Origin of the sequence: Paraburkholderia sediminicola, from assembly GCF_046030555.1 — a bacterium.
In the GTDB taxonomy this organism is placed as follows: domain Bacteria; phylum Pseudomonadota; class Gammaproteobacteria; order Burkholderiales; family Burkholderiaceae; genus Paraburkholderia; species Paraburkholderia sediminicola_E.
Map to the genome: position 1 here is coordinate 42407 of NZ_JAQQCH010000016.1, position 16402 is coordinate 58808.

13 protein-coding genes are annotated in these 16402 nt (G+C 63.0%); 8 read left to right on the plus strand and 5 right to left on the minus strand.

Going from position 1 to position 16402, the window contains the following annotated elements; genetic code table 11:
• The first annotated feature begins 114 nt into the window (after nucleotides 1–114).
• Nucleotides 115–987, plus strand: coding sequence for a 16S rRNA (adenine(1518)-N(6)/adenine(1519)-N(6))-dimethyltransferase RsmA (rsmA, locus tag PQQ52_RS22260; protein WP_408215924.1), 873 nt, complete (start codon nucleotides 115–117; stop codon nucleotides 985–987).
• 69 nt (nucleotides 988–1056) lie between these two features.
• Here the strand turns inward: rsmA and PQQ52_RS22265 are convergent, their stop codons facing one another.
• Nucleotides 1057–1992 (minus strand): DMT family transporter, encoded by a 936-nt coding sequence (locus tag PQQ52_RS22265; RefSeq protein WP_408215926.1) that lies wholly within the window; start codon nucleotides 1990–1992, stop codon nucleotides 1057–1059.
• A gap of 469 nt (nucleotides 1993–2461) precedes the next feature.
• On the opposite strand from PQQ52_RS22265, the gene PQQ52_RS22270 reads away from it, so the two are divergent.
• Nucleotides 2462–3571, plus strand: coding sequence for a porin (locus PQQ52_RS22270; RefSeq protein ID WP_408215929.1), 1110 nt, complete (start codon nucleotides 2462–2464; stop codon nucleotides 3569–3571).
• 4 nt (nucleotides 3572–3575) lie between these two features.
• Here the strand turns inward: PQQ52_RS22270 and PQQ52_RS22275 are convergent, their stop codons facing one another.
• The gene (locus tag PQQ52_RS22275) at nucleotides 3576–6590 is read right to left on the minus strand and encodes an autotransporter family protein (protein ID WP_408215931.1); all 3015 of its coding nucleotides are present in this window, start codon (nucleotides 6588–6590) and stop codon (nucleotides 3576–3578) included.
• Between the two features lie 159 nt (nucleotides 6591–6749).
• Nucleotides 6750–8093, minus strand: coding sequence for an MFS transporter (locus PQQ52_RS22280; RefSeq protein ID WP_408215934.1), 1344 nt, complete (start codon nucleotides 8091–8093; stop codon nucleotides 6750–6752).
• A gap of 102 nt (nucleotides 8094–8195) precedes the next feature.
• On the opposite strand from PQQ52_RS22280, the gene PQQ52_RS22285 reads away from it, so the two are divergent.
• The 6 genes from PQQ52_RS22285 to PQQ52_RS22310 all read left to right on the plus strand — a co-directional run bounded on the left by PQQ52_RS22285 (nucleotide 8196) and on the right by PQQ52_RS22310 (nucleotide 14583).
• A complete protein-coding gene (locus tag PQQ52_RS22285) occupies nucleotides 8196–9152 on the plus strand; it encodes a LysR family transcriptional regulator (RefSeq protein WP_408215937.1) in 957 nt (318 codons plus the stop codon).
• Between the two features lie 160 nt (nucleotides 9153–9312).
• Entirely contained in the window at nucleotides 9313–10002 is a 690-nt protein-coding gene (locus PQQ52_RS22290; RefSeq protein WP_408215939.1) for a TetR/AcrR family transcriptional regulator, read from the plus strand.
• A gap of 111 nt (nucleotides 10003–10113) precedes the next feature.
• A complete protein-coding gene (locus PQQ52_RS22295) occupies nucleotides 10114–11934 on the plus strand; it encodes an alkyl sulfatase dimerization domain-containing protein (RefSeq protein ID WP_408215942.1) in 1821 nt (606 codons plus the stop codon).
• 82 nt (nucleotides 11935–12016) lie between these two features.
• Nucleotides 12017–13669: a long-chain-fatty-acid--CoA ligase gene (locus PQQ52_RS22300; protein WP_408215945.1), complete on the plus strand. Its 1653-nt coding sequence runs from the start codon at nucleotides 12017–12019 to the stop codon at nucleotides 13667–13669.
• A 102-nt stretch (nucleotides 13670–13771) separates the two neighbouring features.
• Entirely contained in the window at nucleotides 13772–14158 is a 387-nt protein-coding gene (gloA, locus tag PQQ52_RS22305; RefSeq protein ID WP_408215948.1) for a lactoylglutathione lyase, read from the plus strand.
• 26 nt (nucleotides 14159–14184) lie between these two features.
• Nucleotides 14185–14583 (plus strand): hypothetical protein, encoded by a 399-nt coding sequence (locus PQQ52_RS22310; RefSeq protein ID WP_408215950.1) that lies wholly within the window; start codon nucleotides 14185–14187, stop codon nucleotides 14581–14583.
• A 99-nt stretch (nucleotides 14584–14682) separates the two neighbouring features.
• Here PQQ52_RS22310 and PQQ52_RS22315 read toward each other — a convergent pair whose 3' ends face one another.
• Both PQQ52_RS22315 and PQQ52_RS22320 read right to left on the minus strand, forming a co-directional pair.
• Nucleotides 14683–15564: a M48 family metallopeptidase gene (locus tag PQQ52_RS22315; protein WP_408215953.1), complete on the minus strand. Its 882-nt coding sequence runs from the start codon at nucleotides 15562–15564 to the stop codon at nucleotides 14683–14685.
• Between the two features lie 44 nt (nucleotides 15565–15608).
• A complete protein-coding gene (locus PQQ52_RS22320) occupies nucleotides 15609–16367 on the minus strand; it encodes a lysophospholipid acyltransferase family protein (RefSeq protein WP_408216213.1) in 759 nt (252 codons plus the stop codon).
• Between the last annotated feature and the right edge of the window lie 35 nt (nucleotides 16368–16402).

A 16402-nucleotide genomic window follows, 5' to 3' on the forward strand; every position in this document is an offset into this window, starting at 1 on the left:
TGCTGGGCAGGCCGCTTCAGCGGCGAGACCGCACGGCTTCATCAGCGTTTGCCGCGATGGCGAGTTGTTCCGCTTACTCTTTTTTAAGCAGTTCTCTTTCTTAGCGTTTCTTCGATGTCCACCAGCAGACAGCAGCAGGGCCGGCACCAAGGCCATACCGCGCGCAAGCGTTTCGGACAGAATTTTCTGGTCGACATGGGCGTGATCGATTCGATCGTCGACGTGATCCGGCCGCAGCGCGGCGAGCGCATGGTCGAGATAGGGCCGGGGCTCGGCGCGCTCACCCAACCGCTGATCGAGCGTCTGGCGACGCCCGAAGCGCCATTGCACGCCGTCGAGCTCGATCGCGATCTGATCGGCCGCCTCAAGACGAAATTCGGCGAATTGCTCGAGCTGCACGCGGGCGATGCGCTCGCGTTCGACTTCGGAACGCTGGCCGCACCCGGTGAAAAGGCGTCGCTGCGCATTGTCGGCAATCTGCCGTACAACATTTCGAGCCCGTTGCTGTTTCACCTGACCGCGTTCGCGCATCGCGTGATCGATCAGCACTTCATGCTGCAAAACGAAGTCGTCGAGCGCATGGTGGCGGAGCCGGGCACCAAGGCGTTCGGCCGCCTCTCGGTGATGCTGCAATACCGCTACGTGATCGACAAGCAGCTCGACGTGCCGCCCGAAGCATTCAACCCGCCGCCGAAGGTCGATTCGGCAATCGTGCGGATGATCCCGTACGAACTGCACGAATTGCCGGCCGTGGACGAGCGCGTACTTGGCGAAGTGGTGACAGCGGCCTTCTCGCAGCGGCGCAAGATGCTGCGCAACACCCTGGCCGCATTTCGTGACTCGGTGGATTTCGAGGCGCTAGGCTTCGATCTGCAACGCCGCGCCGAAGATGTGCCGGTGGCCGAATATGTGCGTGTGGCGCAGATCGTGGCGGCTTCGCCGACGCGGGGCGCAGCGGCTGCCGAAACGGGGACCGACGACGCCTGAGTCGCGTTGCGCGGTCTTGAATCAAATCATGCGTGCTGCGCCCTGCGGCGCGCATGAAATCCCACTCTCCTAAACCGCCGGCCGCTTCACCGGCGCATTGACCAGCGCGATGCCAGTCAGCACCAGCACCGCCGCCATCAGAAAGCGCAGGCTGAACGACTCGCCGAGCAGCAGCACGCCGAAGGTCACGCCGAACAGCGGTGTCAGGAACGAGAACACCGACAGGCGCGACGCGATGTAACGCGTCAACAGCCAGAACCACACCAGATAGCTGACGAACGCCACGACCACCGCCTGATACGCGAGGCTCACCACCGCCAGCGGGGTGACCGTTGCCACGTGTGCCTGGCCGAGCCCCAGCGCAAGTGCGAGCAGGACCACCGCCGACACGATCAGTTGATAGAACAGCGTCTTGCTGGCGCTCGATTGGGCGAGGCGCGTGGCGCGCACCACCACGGTGGTCGCGGCCCAGGCGATGCCGGCCAGCACGCCGAGCGCGTCGCCGGCGACACCCGTCAGCGTCGCCCCCTGCGCCGCATGGCCGTGCAGGAAGCCGTCCGCGAACGCCAGCGCCATACCCGCAAACGCCACCAGGATGCCGAGCCACTGAATGCGCCGCATCCGCTCGCCATCGACAAACCAGTGCAGCCCGAGCGCCGTGAAGCACGGCGCGGTGTACAGAAAGACCGCCATACGCGATGCGCTGGTCAGCGTCAGGCCGAGAAAAATGCACACGAATTCCGCCGCGAACAGTACGCCCGCGAGCAAACCCGCGCCCAGTGTGCCGTCATCGCGAAAGAGCGGTGTGCCGCGCGAACGTGCCCAGCCCCATACCAGCAAGGCCGCGATTGCCGAGCGCAGGCCCGCCTGGAATACCGGCGGCAGCGCCGCGTTGGTGCTCTTGATCGCGACCTGCTGGAGTCCCCAGATCGCGCACAAGCCGATCATCAACAGGATGGCGAAGCTATCTGGGGTGCGGCGCGCGGGCAGGGCGGTGGTGCTCATGGGTTGGTGGCGTGGCGAAAAGAACGGGCGGTGTGAAGGGTCGGCGGTCAGTATGCGGTCGCGGTGCGGATCGCGGTAGTCGGCCGAATGGCTAGTCTGACTTTTTAACCGGCTCAACAGGAGCGCAAGAGCGACGATAGTTCATACGATATCAAAACCGTCCGCGCCGCGAGGCGATGACCTCACCGTCTACGCGTGCTTCCTGCAAGCTGCAAGCACTTCGATGACATAACAACACTTACGTCAGTCTACTTTCTTACTGCCCCGGTTTCGCGCTAAGGTTCACCCACGCGCATTTCGTCAGGTCATTCAAACAACCTGTATTGGCCGTCGTGCAAGGGTCTTACGTGGGCCCCTCACCTTAACTGTCGATTTGCGCGGCCTCAAAGAGCAGCGGGCCGGTACTTTGCATCAGGCGTGGCGGTGTCGAAATACCCGCGAAAAGCGGGAACCTGTACGAGGAGACAGTATGAAGAACGTATCCAGGTGGGCAATGGCAGTTGTTCCCGCCGCGTTGGTGTGCCAGATGGCGCATGCCCAATCGAGCGTGACGCTCTACGGGGTGATTGACGAAAGCGTGCGATATCTGACCCACGCAAACACAGCCGGCGATTCGTCCGTCGGGCTCGGCAACGGCGGCATGACCGAAAGCCGTTGGGGCATAAGGGGCGTCGAGGATCTGGGCGGCGGCTGGTCCACGTTCTTCAAGCTCGAAAACCGTTTCTACATGAACGGCGGCCAAAGCGATCCCACCTTGCCGTTCTTCAATGAGGCGCAAGTGGGCGTGCGCTCGGACTCCTATGGTCAGGTGATCTTCGGCCGTCAGTACAACGTGATGATCGAGGGCATTACCATCGGCGGCTACGGCAGCAATCTCTGGATTCCGTACGATTTCAGCTTCCAGCCGGAAGTGACCATGACCGGTGGTATCTGGACCAGCAACCAGGTGCAGTATCAGGCGAAATATGCCGGCTTCAATCTTGCCGCCGGCTACGCATTCGGCGGTAACGCAGGCAATTCGTATGGCAGCCAGGTCGGCTTGGCGCTTGCTTACGCACCGGGTGGCCCGTTTACCTTCGGCGGCGCGTATCAGGAGTCGAAAGATTCGGTCAACGGCGCAGCCGCGAAGGCGTGGACCTTCGGCGGGTCGTACACGTGGAACATGACCCGATTCTCCGTTGGCTATATCGTCGATCAGAATGACGCCGGCTTTTCGAATTTTGCCAACGGTCCGTTCACCGCGCCCGCGTTGGCTGCGCTCAAGTACACGGACTTTTCGCGGCGTCGCATGATCATGGGCGGCATCACGCAGCAGGTCGGCAACAAGTGGCACTTCGCCGCGAACGTCTGGCGCACGCTGCAGGACGGCAAGACCGCCGCGCAGGACGGGTCCGCATGGCAGTACCAACTGGTCGCCGACTACAACCTGTCCCTGCGCACCGATGTCTATCTGGAAGGCGATTACTCGCTATACCGGGGCGACCTGATCGGTGCGCAGTTGCAGGGCGTCAACGGTGTCGGGCTTGCGCAGAAGGGTAGCCAGATCGGCCTGATGGCCGGCATACGGCATCAGTTCTGAGCCCTCACCAACTCCAGCGCGCGCCCAGATTGCCCTCCGCCGTGCTGCGGTGCTCGCCGTTCACATTCATGGTGTAACTCGCGGTGGCGAACACGCTGCCGCGAGCGCTCAAATGCGCAACCATGCCGACGCCGAACTGGGCGGCTGTGGCGGCGACATCGGTAGGAATCACGGTCGTGCCGGCGAAGGTTGCGCTATCGGTACCATTGAAATAGCGCCACAGATTCGCGCGCAGATACGGTTGCCACTGCGCGCCCGCGCCCTCGAAGCTGCCTTGCAGGCGCAAGCCGACGCGGCCCACCAGGCCGTTTGCCGCTGGAAACGATACGTTCGAAATACCGTCGTTGAGATCGTTGATCGACGCGTGCTGCCAGATCAGTTGTGCTTGGGGTTCGAGACTGAGATTGGCGCGCAGTGGAATAGGCAAACCGGCTTCCAGCGAGGTCGTGACCGCATGTCCATGCGTGCTTGCACCGATGCCCTGATTTGACGACGGATCGAGCGTGAGCGAACTGCCCATTGCGACCGCATCGGTGTACCAGCCGCCCGGACCGATGTGCGTCCAATAAAGGCCCGCGCTGTAGGCATTGATCGACAGCCGCCCGGCCGACAGATCGGGGAAGCCGAGCGCGAAACCGTTCACGTCGCCTTGGGCGCGCGCAAAGCCGATGAAGAAGCCATAGTGATTGCGCTGGCCGCTTGCACTGCGATCCGCGTAGATATCGTGACCCACCTGCACGCCGGCCATCGTGCCGCTGAATTCGGGGTTGGCCGCCCCGCCGTTGCTCTGCGAACTGTGCTCGCCCCAGACACGCGTCCATGCGGCGGCTAGTGGGCCGCTTTCGCTCAACAGTGCCTGCTCGCCCTGGCGGTCGTGGAAGGTACCGATCTGCGCGATACCGAGTTCGCGCGTGAGAACCGGGACTTCGGCATAGACAGGTACTTCCATCCGGTAGAGCGGGGTCGCGGCGGCGCCAGCAGGTGGCGCCGCAGGCAGAGGTGGCGTGCCGGGCGCTGCGATCGGCGCGGCTGCGGCGCTTGGTGTCGGTGTCGGAGCCGGAGTTGGAGTTGGAGTTGGAGTCGGCGTCGGCGTCGGAGTTGAAGTCGGTGCCGGCGCCGGCGTCGCAGCCAGACTCGAGCGCAAATACCAGTTGTCCGCCGTCCCTGCGCTCACGCCACCCTTGAACAGGTAGTACGTGTAGGCGCCCGCGGTCAGCGGTTTCGGCAGCGTGAAGGCAGTCGCCGTCGTGGTCGCACCGTTGCTCGCCTGCACGACGAGGATGCCGTCCGTGAGCGTGGCGCCGCCGGAGCCGCCGACGTTAGTGACGCCGATCGACGTATTCCCCGAGCCGACGCCTTGCGCGATCGCCAGCTTGTCGCTCGGCGAGCCGTCTCCTCCGAGCACCGTCTGTAGCAGCAAGCGGCCATTGAGCCCAGTGTAGTTGCCGTTGATCATCAGCGTATTGCGTGTAGCCGTTGCGCCGTTGGTCAGATCGATGGTGCCTGCATTGCTGACGCTCACGAGTTGACCCGCGACCGCCGGCGAGATCGTCGCCGTACCGCCAAAACCGCCCGCAAACACCGTGCTGCTCGAATCGACGTTGAGCGCGCCGGTCAGCGTGCCGCTGTCGCCGAGCACGAGACCGTTGGCATCGAGCGTCAACTGGCTGCCGTTGGTGACGTTGACGGTCTCCCAGTTGATGAAGCGACCGAGGCCGCTCGCCGCCGTGCGGTTGAAATTGAGCACGTCGTTGCCGGTGCCGCCGTCGAAGCTCGGCACGCCTGCGAGATTGGCGTCGGTGAGGCCGGTGAGGTTGGCGGTGTCGTTGCCTGCGTCGAGACGCACGAAGCCGGTGACGGTGCCGCCGCTCCAATTGAAGGTGTCGTTGCCGGCATCGGTCCAGATCGCGCGGCCGTTGCCGCCCGCGATGGTGCCGGTGTTGTTGATGACGATGCTGAATGCGCCGGTGGAACTGATTGCCTGGCTTGTTGCCGCGGTGATCGAGCCGCTGTTCGTGATGGTCGCCGGTCCGTTGGCAATGGAGATCGCGTTGACCGCGCCGGCAATCGTTCCGGCATTGTTGAAGGTGCCGCCGCCGTTTGCGACGATGCCGTTGGCCTGCTGACTGGTGATACTGGCGCCGGTCGCATTGTTCAGTGTGACGTTGCCGGAAAAGAAGCCGCCGAGCCCGCCCGCGCCGCGTGCGGCCACCGTGCCGGTATTCGTCACGACGCCGGGCGCCGTATCGAACGAAACGAGGCCGTGTGCATTCGTACCCGAGACGTTGATCGTGCCGTGATTCGTCAGCACGTTGTTGCCGGTCCCGCCGACGGCGTTACCGTTGGCCAGCATCCCATACGCACCGGCGCCCGTCGTCGTGATCGAGCCGTTGTTCACGAGCGTGTCGTTGTTCGTCAACGCGGCCATTCCGTGCGAACCGTCGCCGCTCGTCGTCAGCATGCCGTTGTTGGTCAGCGTGCCGCCGCCCGGGCTCGCGAAATCGTGCATCGCGACCGAATTGGTGCCGGTGGTGCTGATCACCCCGGTGGTGTCGTTGAGCATCGTGACCGCAGCAGAGCTGTTGAACATGCCCTCCGATTCGACGCCGCTCGTGACGATCGTGCCGCGGTTGATCAACACGTCATGGCCGGCGCCGCCGCTCGTGCCTTGTGCCGAGATGGCATCGAAGGTGTCGCCGGCGCCGTGCAAGGTGCCGAGGTTGGTGACGGTGCTGCCGTCGCGCACGAGAATAACGTTGTTGCCGGTGACGTCGAGTTCGGCCCCCGCCTGCACGTTCACCGTGACGTTGGTGCTGCCGGCAATTGCGGCAATGGGCGTAGTGGACGGATTGGGGGCGCTGCTATTGCAGGTGACGGTCTGGCCGCTGATCGGCGCGGCATTGTCACAGGCTGCGAACGCAGACTCGCATGGCAGAAGAACCGCGATTCCGAGTGCGGACGAAAGGGCCTCGAGCAGACGCAAACGAACAGGCACATGCCTCGAGCATGTACGACGCATACAGTGATCCTCCAGTAGAACAGGTTTGGTCAGTTCCTGCTGGGTTTGCTCTGTGTGATGCGCCGTCTCTTTGAGTGCCGCTGCTGGACGGTGTTCAAGAGAATGTATCGTCGGATGAAATTAGTCAACGGCTCGAATGACGCGGCGCTGCCGCGAGTCTCACCCAGCCGCGCCTTCCATGCGCCGTTTCGATCGTTGCGGATCGATCAGTGCGAAACCCGCCGCGCCGACGATCAGCAGCAACACGCCGGTCACCATGAAGCCGATCTCATAGCCACGCGCGTCGCCTGCCGCGCCGAGCAGCTTGCCCATCGCGACCGGTCCAATCAGTCCGGCAGTGGTGACGATCGAGTTGGTGACCGCGAGCAGGGCCCCGCGTCGCGCCGCCGGTGCGACTTCGGCGACCAGCATCGGACCGAAGGTGAAAGTCTGGATCGCCAACGCGCTGGCGAGCCCCATCAGCGCGACCTTGACGAACGGCGGCGCGCCGAATAACAGTGAGCAGTACGCCAATCCACTCACCACGCATGCCGCGCTGATCAATTTGCCGCGCGCCACCTTCGACGGCACGCCGCGCTTGAGCATTCGATGCGAAGCCATCGCGAGCGCGATGCCGAGCGGGATCTGCGCCGCGACTTGCAGCGCGAACAGCCAACCGGCCTGGGTGGCGCCAAAGCCGAGGCCGAGCCGGAAATACGCGGGCACCCAGGTGAAGCCGATCGCGATCACCGCGTAGCCGACAAAGCATTGCAGCATCACGCCGATGACCGTGCGGTCGCTCAGCATGCGCCGGAAGCGCAATGACACAGCGCGAGGGCCAGCCGGCTCGACGGCAAACGCGGGTGATGGGTTGTGCTGACGATTGCCCGTCTTACCGAGGCACAGCCACAAGACGGTCCAGCCGATACCGACCGCGCCGAGCATGAGAAACGTCGCATGCCAGTGCCACCGCTGCGAGATATAGGTGAGCAACGGCCCCGCGATGATGACGCCCGCAGTCGCCCCTTGTTGCACGATCGCGGTGGGGAGATTGCGCTCGTGGTCGTCGAACCAGGTATAGACCACGTGCAGCGCGAGCGGCGAGGCCGGTCCTTCACCGGCACCCAGCAGGACGCGGCACAGCAGCAGCACGGCAAAGCTGGTCGGCCACGCGAGCGGCAATTGCGCCACTGCCCAGATCAGCGCGAGCGCGGCGAGCAGCCATTTCATGTTGACGCGGTCGGCGATCAGGCCGACGGCGATGCCCGAGATCGAGAACAACACAAAAAACGCGCTGCCGACGAGGCCGAACTGGCCGTGCGTCAACTGCATGTCATGCATCAGCGGGATCGCGACCAGACCGAGCACGGCCTTGTCGGCAAAATTGATCAGCATGAACAGGAATAGCGAGGCGACGATTACCCAGCGGCGACCTTGCGCGGTCTCGCGTGCGTGGGTGGGATGAGCCGGCGCCGTGTCGGCAAGCGCCGTGCAGCGCTTCGTGCTGCTGAGGAAAGTGGGCAAAACGTGTCTCCATTTCTGGCGCGGGGCGCTGGGTTTTCGCCCATTTGAGGTGGTATAACTCAATTGTTCAAGTGCATTCTCGTTATCGGGAGCTTGCAAACTATGCATGAGGTCAATTCCCGCCGCCTTACTCATCTGATCGCGCTCGCCGAGGAAGGCAGTTTTGCGCGCGCGGCGGAGCGGGTTCATTTGAGTCAACCGGCATTGAGTCGCAGCATTCAGGCGCTCGAAGAGGAAGTCGGCATGAAGCTGTTCGACCGCGCCGCACGCGGCGTCGCGATGACAGCGGCCGGGCGGCTGCTGGTCGAGCGCGCCCGGCGCGTGCTGTTCGAAACGCGCTGCCTGTTCCGCGACGTCGAACTGCTGAAGGCGCACGAGCTCGGCGAGGTACGTATCGGTCTCGGGCCCTATGCGGCCGTCGTGCTACTGCCGGACCTGCTGGTGGAGTTCGCGCGGCGCTTTCCGAAGATCAAGGTGTCGATCGAACTCGGCGAAGGCGATGCGCTGCTCGCCAAGCTGCGCGCCGAGCAGATCGACTTTCTCGTCACCGACCGCCGTGTGCCGCCCGTGACGCCTGATGTCACGTTGCAGCGCCTGCCGCGTCACGAGGGCGGCTGGTTCGCGCGCCCGGACCATCCCCTGTTTGCGCGCGACACGGTGCCGCTCGCGGCGTTGCGCGAGTTCCCGCTGGTCTCGGTGACGTTGCCCGCGTTCATGAAGGACGCCCTGCATCGCCTGCTCAAGTACCGCGCGCACGAGCAGATTCCATTGCAGATCGAATGCAACGACGTGGCGGTGCTGAAGGACGTCGTTGCGCAGACCGATGCCGTGCTGTTCGCGACGGCGTCCGCGGTGCGGCGCGATCTGGGGATGCGGCGTCTGGCGCGCATTCCGCTCGTCAATCCGCCACGTCTCGCGTTGGAATTCGCGCTGGTGTATCTGGCCGAGCGCACGCCTTCGCCCGCCGCGTATTCCGCGCTGGGTCTCGCCGAACAGGTGATGGAGGACGCCAACCGCGATGCGCAGGGCCTGCTGCACCCCGACGTTCTGGCGACATGAATGGGCCGCTGAACGGCGACCGAGTGGCCTTGCAACTGCTCCGTGATTACCCTGGATGCGGTTGACAAGGCGATCCCGATCGCGGACGATCCGGAATCCAGATTCCGGTTTGTCGTGAATCTTCATTTTTTCAAAGCAGCAAACCGAGGCTGAACACCGCATGACGACGACTTCACCGCGCAGCCGCGAAGCGCAGCCCAGCACCATCGCGGCGCCGCGCCAGACGCGCAGCCAGCAGGGGCTCGTTCGCATGCTGCAAGCCGGGCGCGAGTTGATCGAAGCGAGCGGTAATCTTGACGATCTGTCGATCAACGACATCGTCGAGCGAGCGGGTACGTCGATTGGCGCGTTCTACCGGCGCTTCGACAGCAAGGACAGCTTCTTCGAAGTCGTCCAGGACGCGGCGATGGAAGAGGGGCTTGAGCATGTGCGCCAGACCGTCGAGCGTGATCCGGCCTGGCGCTCGAATGATGCGGGCACGCTTGCCGATGCGGTCATTTCGTTTTACATCATGACGTTTCGGCGCAATCGCGGGCTGTATCACGCGTCGTTGCTGCGGGCGTCGCAGCGCAAAGCCAGCTGGGACGCCGTGAAGTCGACCAATCACGAGGTTCTGGCCATGATCGTGCCGCGTCTCGTCAACGCGTTGGCGCAGTCGCGCGGCATCAAGGCCGCCGGCAACGCCACCCAGTCGCTCGAATTCGAAGTACGCGCCACGCTGCAAATGATTCTCGGCATGCTGGTCAACAGCGTGCTGAACGACCCCGGCCCGTTGTCGCTCTCCAGCCGGCAACTTCGGTCGTGGCTGCAAATCCGGCTACGGCGCTGTCTCGGATTGCCGGACAGCTGATTTTTTTGCCTAAAAATCGGAATCTTAATTCCGGTTTCATTCATCAAAGACTGATTCTCACGTGCCGCGCGATTCCCACGACGTGCAGCCGAATAGTCAAGGAGACACCGTATGAACTCATGTTGCCCCGAACTGGTCCGTAATCCTGCCTTCGACGCGCCGCATATCGGCGAACCGCTCGATGTCGCGTTCGACGCCGGTGTGAATCTCGCCTTCGCCGTCGCCGCGCCGACTGTGCCGCCGCGCCTCACTGAGCACTCGCGGCGCATGGCGCAGCGCATCTATCGCGTAGCCGAACGCGTGTATTGCGCGGTCGGCTACGCGATTGCGAACATCATCTTCGTGGTGGGCGACGACGGCGTCGTGGTGATCGATGCGACGGAAGCCGTGTCAGCGGCGAAACGCATCTATGAGGACTTCTGTGCGATCGATCCGCGGCACGCAGCGCTTCCGGTCAGGGCCGTGGTCTACACGCACAATCACACGGATCACACCGGCGGCGTACGCGCTTTCGTCGATGAAGCCGCGCTTGAGGCGGGAAGCGTCGAGATCATTGCGCACCGCTCCTTGATGGACACCGTGATCAACAACGCGAACCTCGTGGCACCGATTCTCGCCACGCGTTCGGCCTACAGCTTCGGCACGCTGCTGCCGCCCGGCGCGACCGGTAAGGTCAACGCGGGTATCGGGCCGGTGCTGATCGCCGAGCCGGCGAGTTTTTTCGCACCGACCCGCGTGTTCGATGACAAGCTTGATGTCGTGCTGGCGGGTGTGCGCTTCGAGTTCCGCTACGCGCCTTCGGAAGCCGACGACGAAATCGTCATGTGGCTGCCCGAACTCGGCGTGCTGCTGTCGGCTGAAGTGATCCAGGGTGAGTGTCTCGCGAACGTACATACGTTGCGCGGCACGCGTTACCGGGACCCGGTGCGCTGGTATCAGACCATCGACATGATGCGCGGCTTCAACGCGGCCCATATGGTGCCGGCGCATGGCCGTCCGGTATCGGGCGCACAGTATGTCGCCGAGGTGCTCTGCGTGTATCGCGACGCCATCCAGTTCATCCACGATCAGACCATCCGCCATATGAACTTCGGACTGAGCCCGGACGAACTTGCCGAGGCCATTCCCGCGCTGCCGCCGCATCTCGCGGAGCATGCGTGGCTCGGCGAGTACTACGGCACGGTCAAACATTCGGTACGGCAGGTGTATAGCGGCCAGCTGGGTTGGTTCGACGGTGATCCGGCGTCGCTCGATCCGCTGCCGCGTGTTGAACGTTCGCAACGCATGATCAAGATGATGGGCGGCGTGGAGGCGGTGCGCGCCGCTGCGCGTATCGCCCTGGGTGATGGCGACTGGCGCTGGGCCGCGGAACTGGCCACGCTGCTGGTGCGCCTCGATACAAGCGACGCCGACGCCCGCACCATCAAGGCGGCTGCGTTGCGCGAGTTGGGCTACCGCACGGTGAACACCAACTGGCGCAACTGGTATCTGAGCGCGGCGCGCGAACTGGAACACGCCTACGACGAACTGCCGTTTGGTGGCAGTTCGAGTCTCGCCTCGGTGGATGTGTTGCGCGCCCAACCGTTGCGCAATGTGTTCCAGCGTTTCAGCGTAAATGTCGATCCGGAACGTTGCGCCGATGTGCGGATGACACTTGCATTCCGCATGACGGATCGCAATGAAACGCACGCGCTCGAACTACGGCGTGGCGTGTTGCAGATTCACGAGCGCATGCCTCCCACGATCGACGTCCAACTCGCGCTTGAAACCAGCACCTTGTACGGCATGCTGAGCAACATGGCGACGCAGTTGCCGAAGTGTCTCGAGAGCGGCACAGTAGTGCTGGAGTGTGGCACGGTCGATCAGTTGCGCAGCTTCTTCGATTGCTTTGACCGGCCCGCGCGGCGCATGCCCGCACTTACTACGCGATAGACGCACGCGGCTCGCATTGGCGCGTCGGCGCAACGGCACATTGTGCATCGGCACATCGCGATGCGAAATCAAGGGAAGAGACATGGAAAAAATCTGGTTGAAATCCTATCCGCCGGGCGTGCCCGCGCAGATCGACGCTACGCAGTTCAGCTCCGTTGCCGACTTGCTGGAGCGAAGCTTCCAAACGCATGCGGCAGAGCGCGCGTTCGTCTGCATGGGCCGTGAACTGACCTATGGCGAACTCGATGCGAAGTCGCGCGATCTTGCAGCGTGGTTTCAATGGCTGGGTCTCGCGCGCGGCGCGCGCATCGCCGTGATGCTGCCGAACGTGTTGCAGTATCCGGTCGTCATGGCGGCGATCCTGCGTGCCGGTTACGTGGTGGTGAATGTCAATCCGATGTACACGCCGCGAGAACTCGAGCATCAGTTGAAAGACAGCGGCGCGGAAGCGATCGTGCTGCTCGAACCATTCGCGAAGACGCTCGAGACCGTCCAGGCACATACGTCGATCAGGCATGTCGTGCTGACCTCGATCAGCGAGATGCTCGGTGCGGGGAGCCCTGAGGTTGCGGACAATGTTCCGCCAACGTCGTGTATTGCGCTGAACGATGCGATCGCGCGTGGTTCGAACGCGGGCTTTACACCCGTCACGCTGACGCAAGGCGATGTGGCGGTGTTGCAATACACCGGTGGCACCACGGGCGTCTCCAAGGGCGCCACCTTGCTGCACGGCAATCTGATCGCCAACGTTTTGCAATCGGAGTTGTGGCGCGAGCCGGTTTATCGCGGGCGCACCGACATCAAGCAGTACATCACGGTGGTCGCACTGCCGCTGTATCACATCTTCGGGCTGACGATCTGCGGCTTGCTGACAATGCGTTGCGGTGGCCTGGGCATCCTGATTCCGAATCCACGCGATCTGCCCGGAATGATCAAAGTCTTGCAAGGCTACGCGATCAACTCGTTCCCCGGCGTGAATACGATGTACAACGCGCTGCTGAACGAACCCGACTTCAAAACGTTGGACTTCTCGAAGCTGGTGCAGTCGAACGGAGGCGGCATGGCCGTGCAGCACGCCGTCGCACAACGTTGGCAGGCGCTGACCGGTGTGCCGATCGTCGAAGGTTATGGGCTCTCGGAAACCTCGCCGTGCGCTACCACCAACCTGCCGACGTCCACTGCGTTCACCGGGACGGTCGGCTTGCCGTTGCCGTCCACGGATATTTCGATTCGCGACGACGACGGCAACGAAGTGCCGCTCGGCGAGCGCGGCGAGATCTGCATTCGCGGGCCGCAGGTGATGGCCGGCTACTGGAATCGCCCGGATGAAACCGCGAAGGTGATGACGCCGGACGGTTTCTTCAAATCCGGTGACATCGGCGTGATGACGGAAGAGGGTTTTGTGAAGATCGTCGATCGCAAGAAAGACATGATTCTGGTGTCGGGTTTCAACGTCTATCCGAACGAAATCGAGGACGTGGTGGCGAAACACCCGGGCGTGTTCGAAGTGGTGGCGGTCGGCGTACCGGACGCAGAGGCGGGCGAGATTGTGAAGCTTTACGTGGTGAAGAAAGATCCGGCGCTCACCGATGCGGACATTCTCGCGTTCTGCAAGGAGCAACTGACGGGTTACAAGCGCCCCAAAATCATCGAGTTCCGCAGCGAACTGCCGAAGACCAACGTCGGCAAGATTTTGCGGCGCGCATTGCGCGACGAGGCGAAGAGCGCGGGCTGAAAACGGGCGTGCCGCGCGTCTCGCCGCGTGTGGCATGCGCTGCAGCGCGGCGTGATTCCGGGTACATTGTCGTTCTCGACATCACGCACTAGGGAGTACACGATGCGCCTGCTTCACACCATGCTCCGGGTCGGCGACCTGGACCGCTCGATTGCCTTCTACACCGACATGCTCGGTATGAAATTGCTGCGCCGCGATGACTATCCGGACGGCAAGTTCACGCTTGCTTTCGTCGGCTATGAAGACGAACGCGACGGCACCGTCCTTGAACTTACGCACAACTGGGACACGCCGGCGTATGACCTCGGCACCGGCTTTGGGCACCTCGCCGTTGAAGTCGAAGACGCGTACGCGGCATGCGACAAGATCAAGGCACAAGGCGGTAAGGTTGTGCGCGAAGCCGGTCCGATGAAACACGGCACCACCGTGATCGCTTTCGTCGAAGATCCGGACGGCTACAAGATCGAATTCATCCAGAAGAAAAAGTAACGTAAGCGGCGGGGCGAGGACAAGCAATGAATAACAGCAATCCCTACTTCAAAGAACTTGACGATATCCACGTCGAGATCCAGGCTTTGTTCGACGGTTCCGCGGATCACGGCGCGCTGGAGCGCATCATGGCGCGCTTCGCTCCGCAATTCACGCTGGTCATGCCGTCCGGTCTCGCACTGGACCACACGAGCCTGCGTGAGACTTTTGCGAAGCTGAACGGCGCGCGTCCTGGCTCGCAAATCACAATCCGCGATATGGAGATCGTATCCGAGTATCCGTCGGGCGCAGTGGTCAAATATCGTGAGTATCAGCGCGATAAGGCGGGCAATGCGAACGTGCGGCGCTCGACAGCGGTGATGGATCTGGACGCGCACGGCAAGGTCACGTGGCGTCACCTGCAGGAAACCTTCTGCACGGACTGAGTGGTGGGTTTCAGAGGGCCGGCGCTTCGAGTTGAGGCGGCCGGCTTCGAGGCTTTATAGCCGAAGACCGAAGGCCGAAGTCTTGAAGGGCCGAAGGCTTTAAAGCGTCGGCAGCAATTCCGGCGGATGCGACTTCAACGTCTGCCGCGCTTCGCGGAATTCCGGAAAAATCGATTCGACCGTTTGCCAGAAACGCGGACTGTGATTCATCTCGCGCAGATGCGCAAGTTCGTGCGCGACAACGTAGTCGATGATCGACAGCGGAAAGTGGATCAGCCGCCAGTTCAGACGAATTTTGCCGTCGCTCGAACAGCTGCCCCAACGCGTGGCCGCCGAAGAGAGCGCATACGCGCGATAGTTGACGCCCAGCTTCTCCGCATAGATCTCGAGGCGTTCGCCGAACAGGCGTTTTGCTTCGCCTTGCAGCCAGCCTTGCACGCGATCCTTGATCTGCTGCGGGTCTGCTTGCAACGGCAGCGGCACTTGCAGTGCGGCGTCATCCGCACTGAACGCGAGCGTGCCTTGTGGCGAACCGAGCTTTACGCGCACGGGCTGCCCGAGATACGGCACCTCCGCACCATCTTTCCAGTCGACCTTGGGCAACGCGCGCTGTTCGACACGCGTTTGCCATTCGATCAGCTTCGTAAAAATCCAGCGCTGCTTTTCGGTGATCGCGGTTTCGATATCGGCGAGCGTGACCCAGCGTGGTGCGGTAATCATCAGGCCGGTGCTGTCGATCGCAAAGCCGATCGAACGGCGTGCCGAACGCTTCAGCACATAGTGCAGCGTGCGCGAACCGATGGTGAGGCTGCGCAGTTTGCTGCCGTCCGGCGCGAGCGGCACGGCCGGCTGCTGCCCGCCCTGCGAGCCTGCCGAAGGTGAAGGGGACGACGACGTCGACCCCGGCTCGGCGAAGAGCGGGAGATCGAGCTGCCGGTTATCGAGCGCCGCAGCGGGCTGCGACGTAGGAGACTTCTGCATCGGATTCGGCTTCGCGCAAATGCGCCTTCGAGGGCGCGGGCGCGTCAGATTGGTGCGGCGGCGGAAGTACTTTCCGCCGCGCGGTACGCGGTAGGATCGAGGCGACGCATTTCAGCTTCGATCCACTTTTCGACGCGCGTGTTCACTTCGTCGGGCGTGAGCCCCGTCGTGTCGATCGGCTTGCCGATCGACACTGTGACTATACCCGCATATTTGAGAAACGAGTTGCGCGGCCACACACGTCCGGCGTTGTGCGCGATCGGCACGACTGGCGCGCCGGTCGCAATCGCGAAACGCGCACCGCCGGTTTTGTACTTGCCTTGCTTGCCGGTCGGCGTGCGCGTGCCTTCCGGAAACATGATGACCCAGGCGCCTTCGGCCATGCGCGCCTTGCCTTGCTTGATGACCGAATCGAACGCGTACTTGCCTTCCTTGCGATCGATGTGAACCATCTTCAGCATGCCGAGCGCCCAGCCGAAGAACGGTACAAACAGCAGCTCGCGCTTGAACACGTAGCACAGCGGCCGCGGCATCAGCGCCGGAAACGCCAGCGTTTCCCATGCCGATTGATGCTTGGACAGCAGCACGGCAGGGCCGTCAGGCAGATTCTCATAGCCCTCGATCCGGTAGCGGATGCCGTTCAGCCAGCGCACCGTGTGGAGCGTGGCGCGGCACCAGCCCGCCGCCATCCAGTAGCGATTGTCGGCGCGCATGAACGGAAACGCGATGAAGCACGCGGTCGCGTACGGCACAGTGAAGAGCACGAAGTAGATCAGCAGCAGCAAAGAGCGAATGAAGCGCATCGGCGTGGTCGGTGAGGGTTGCGGACGCGCGTGAT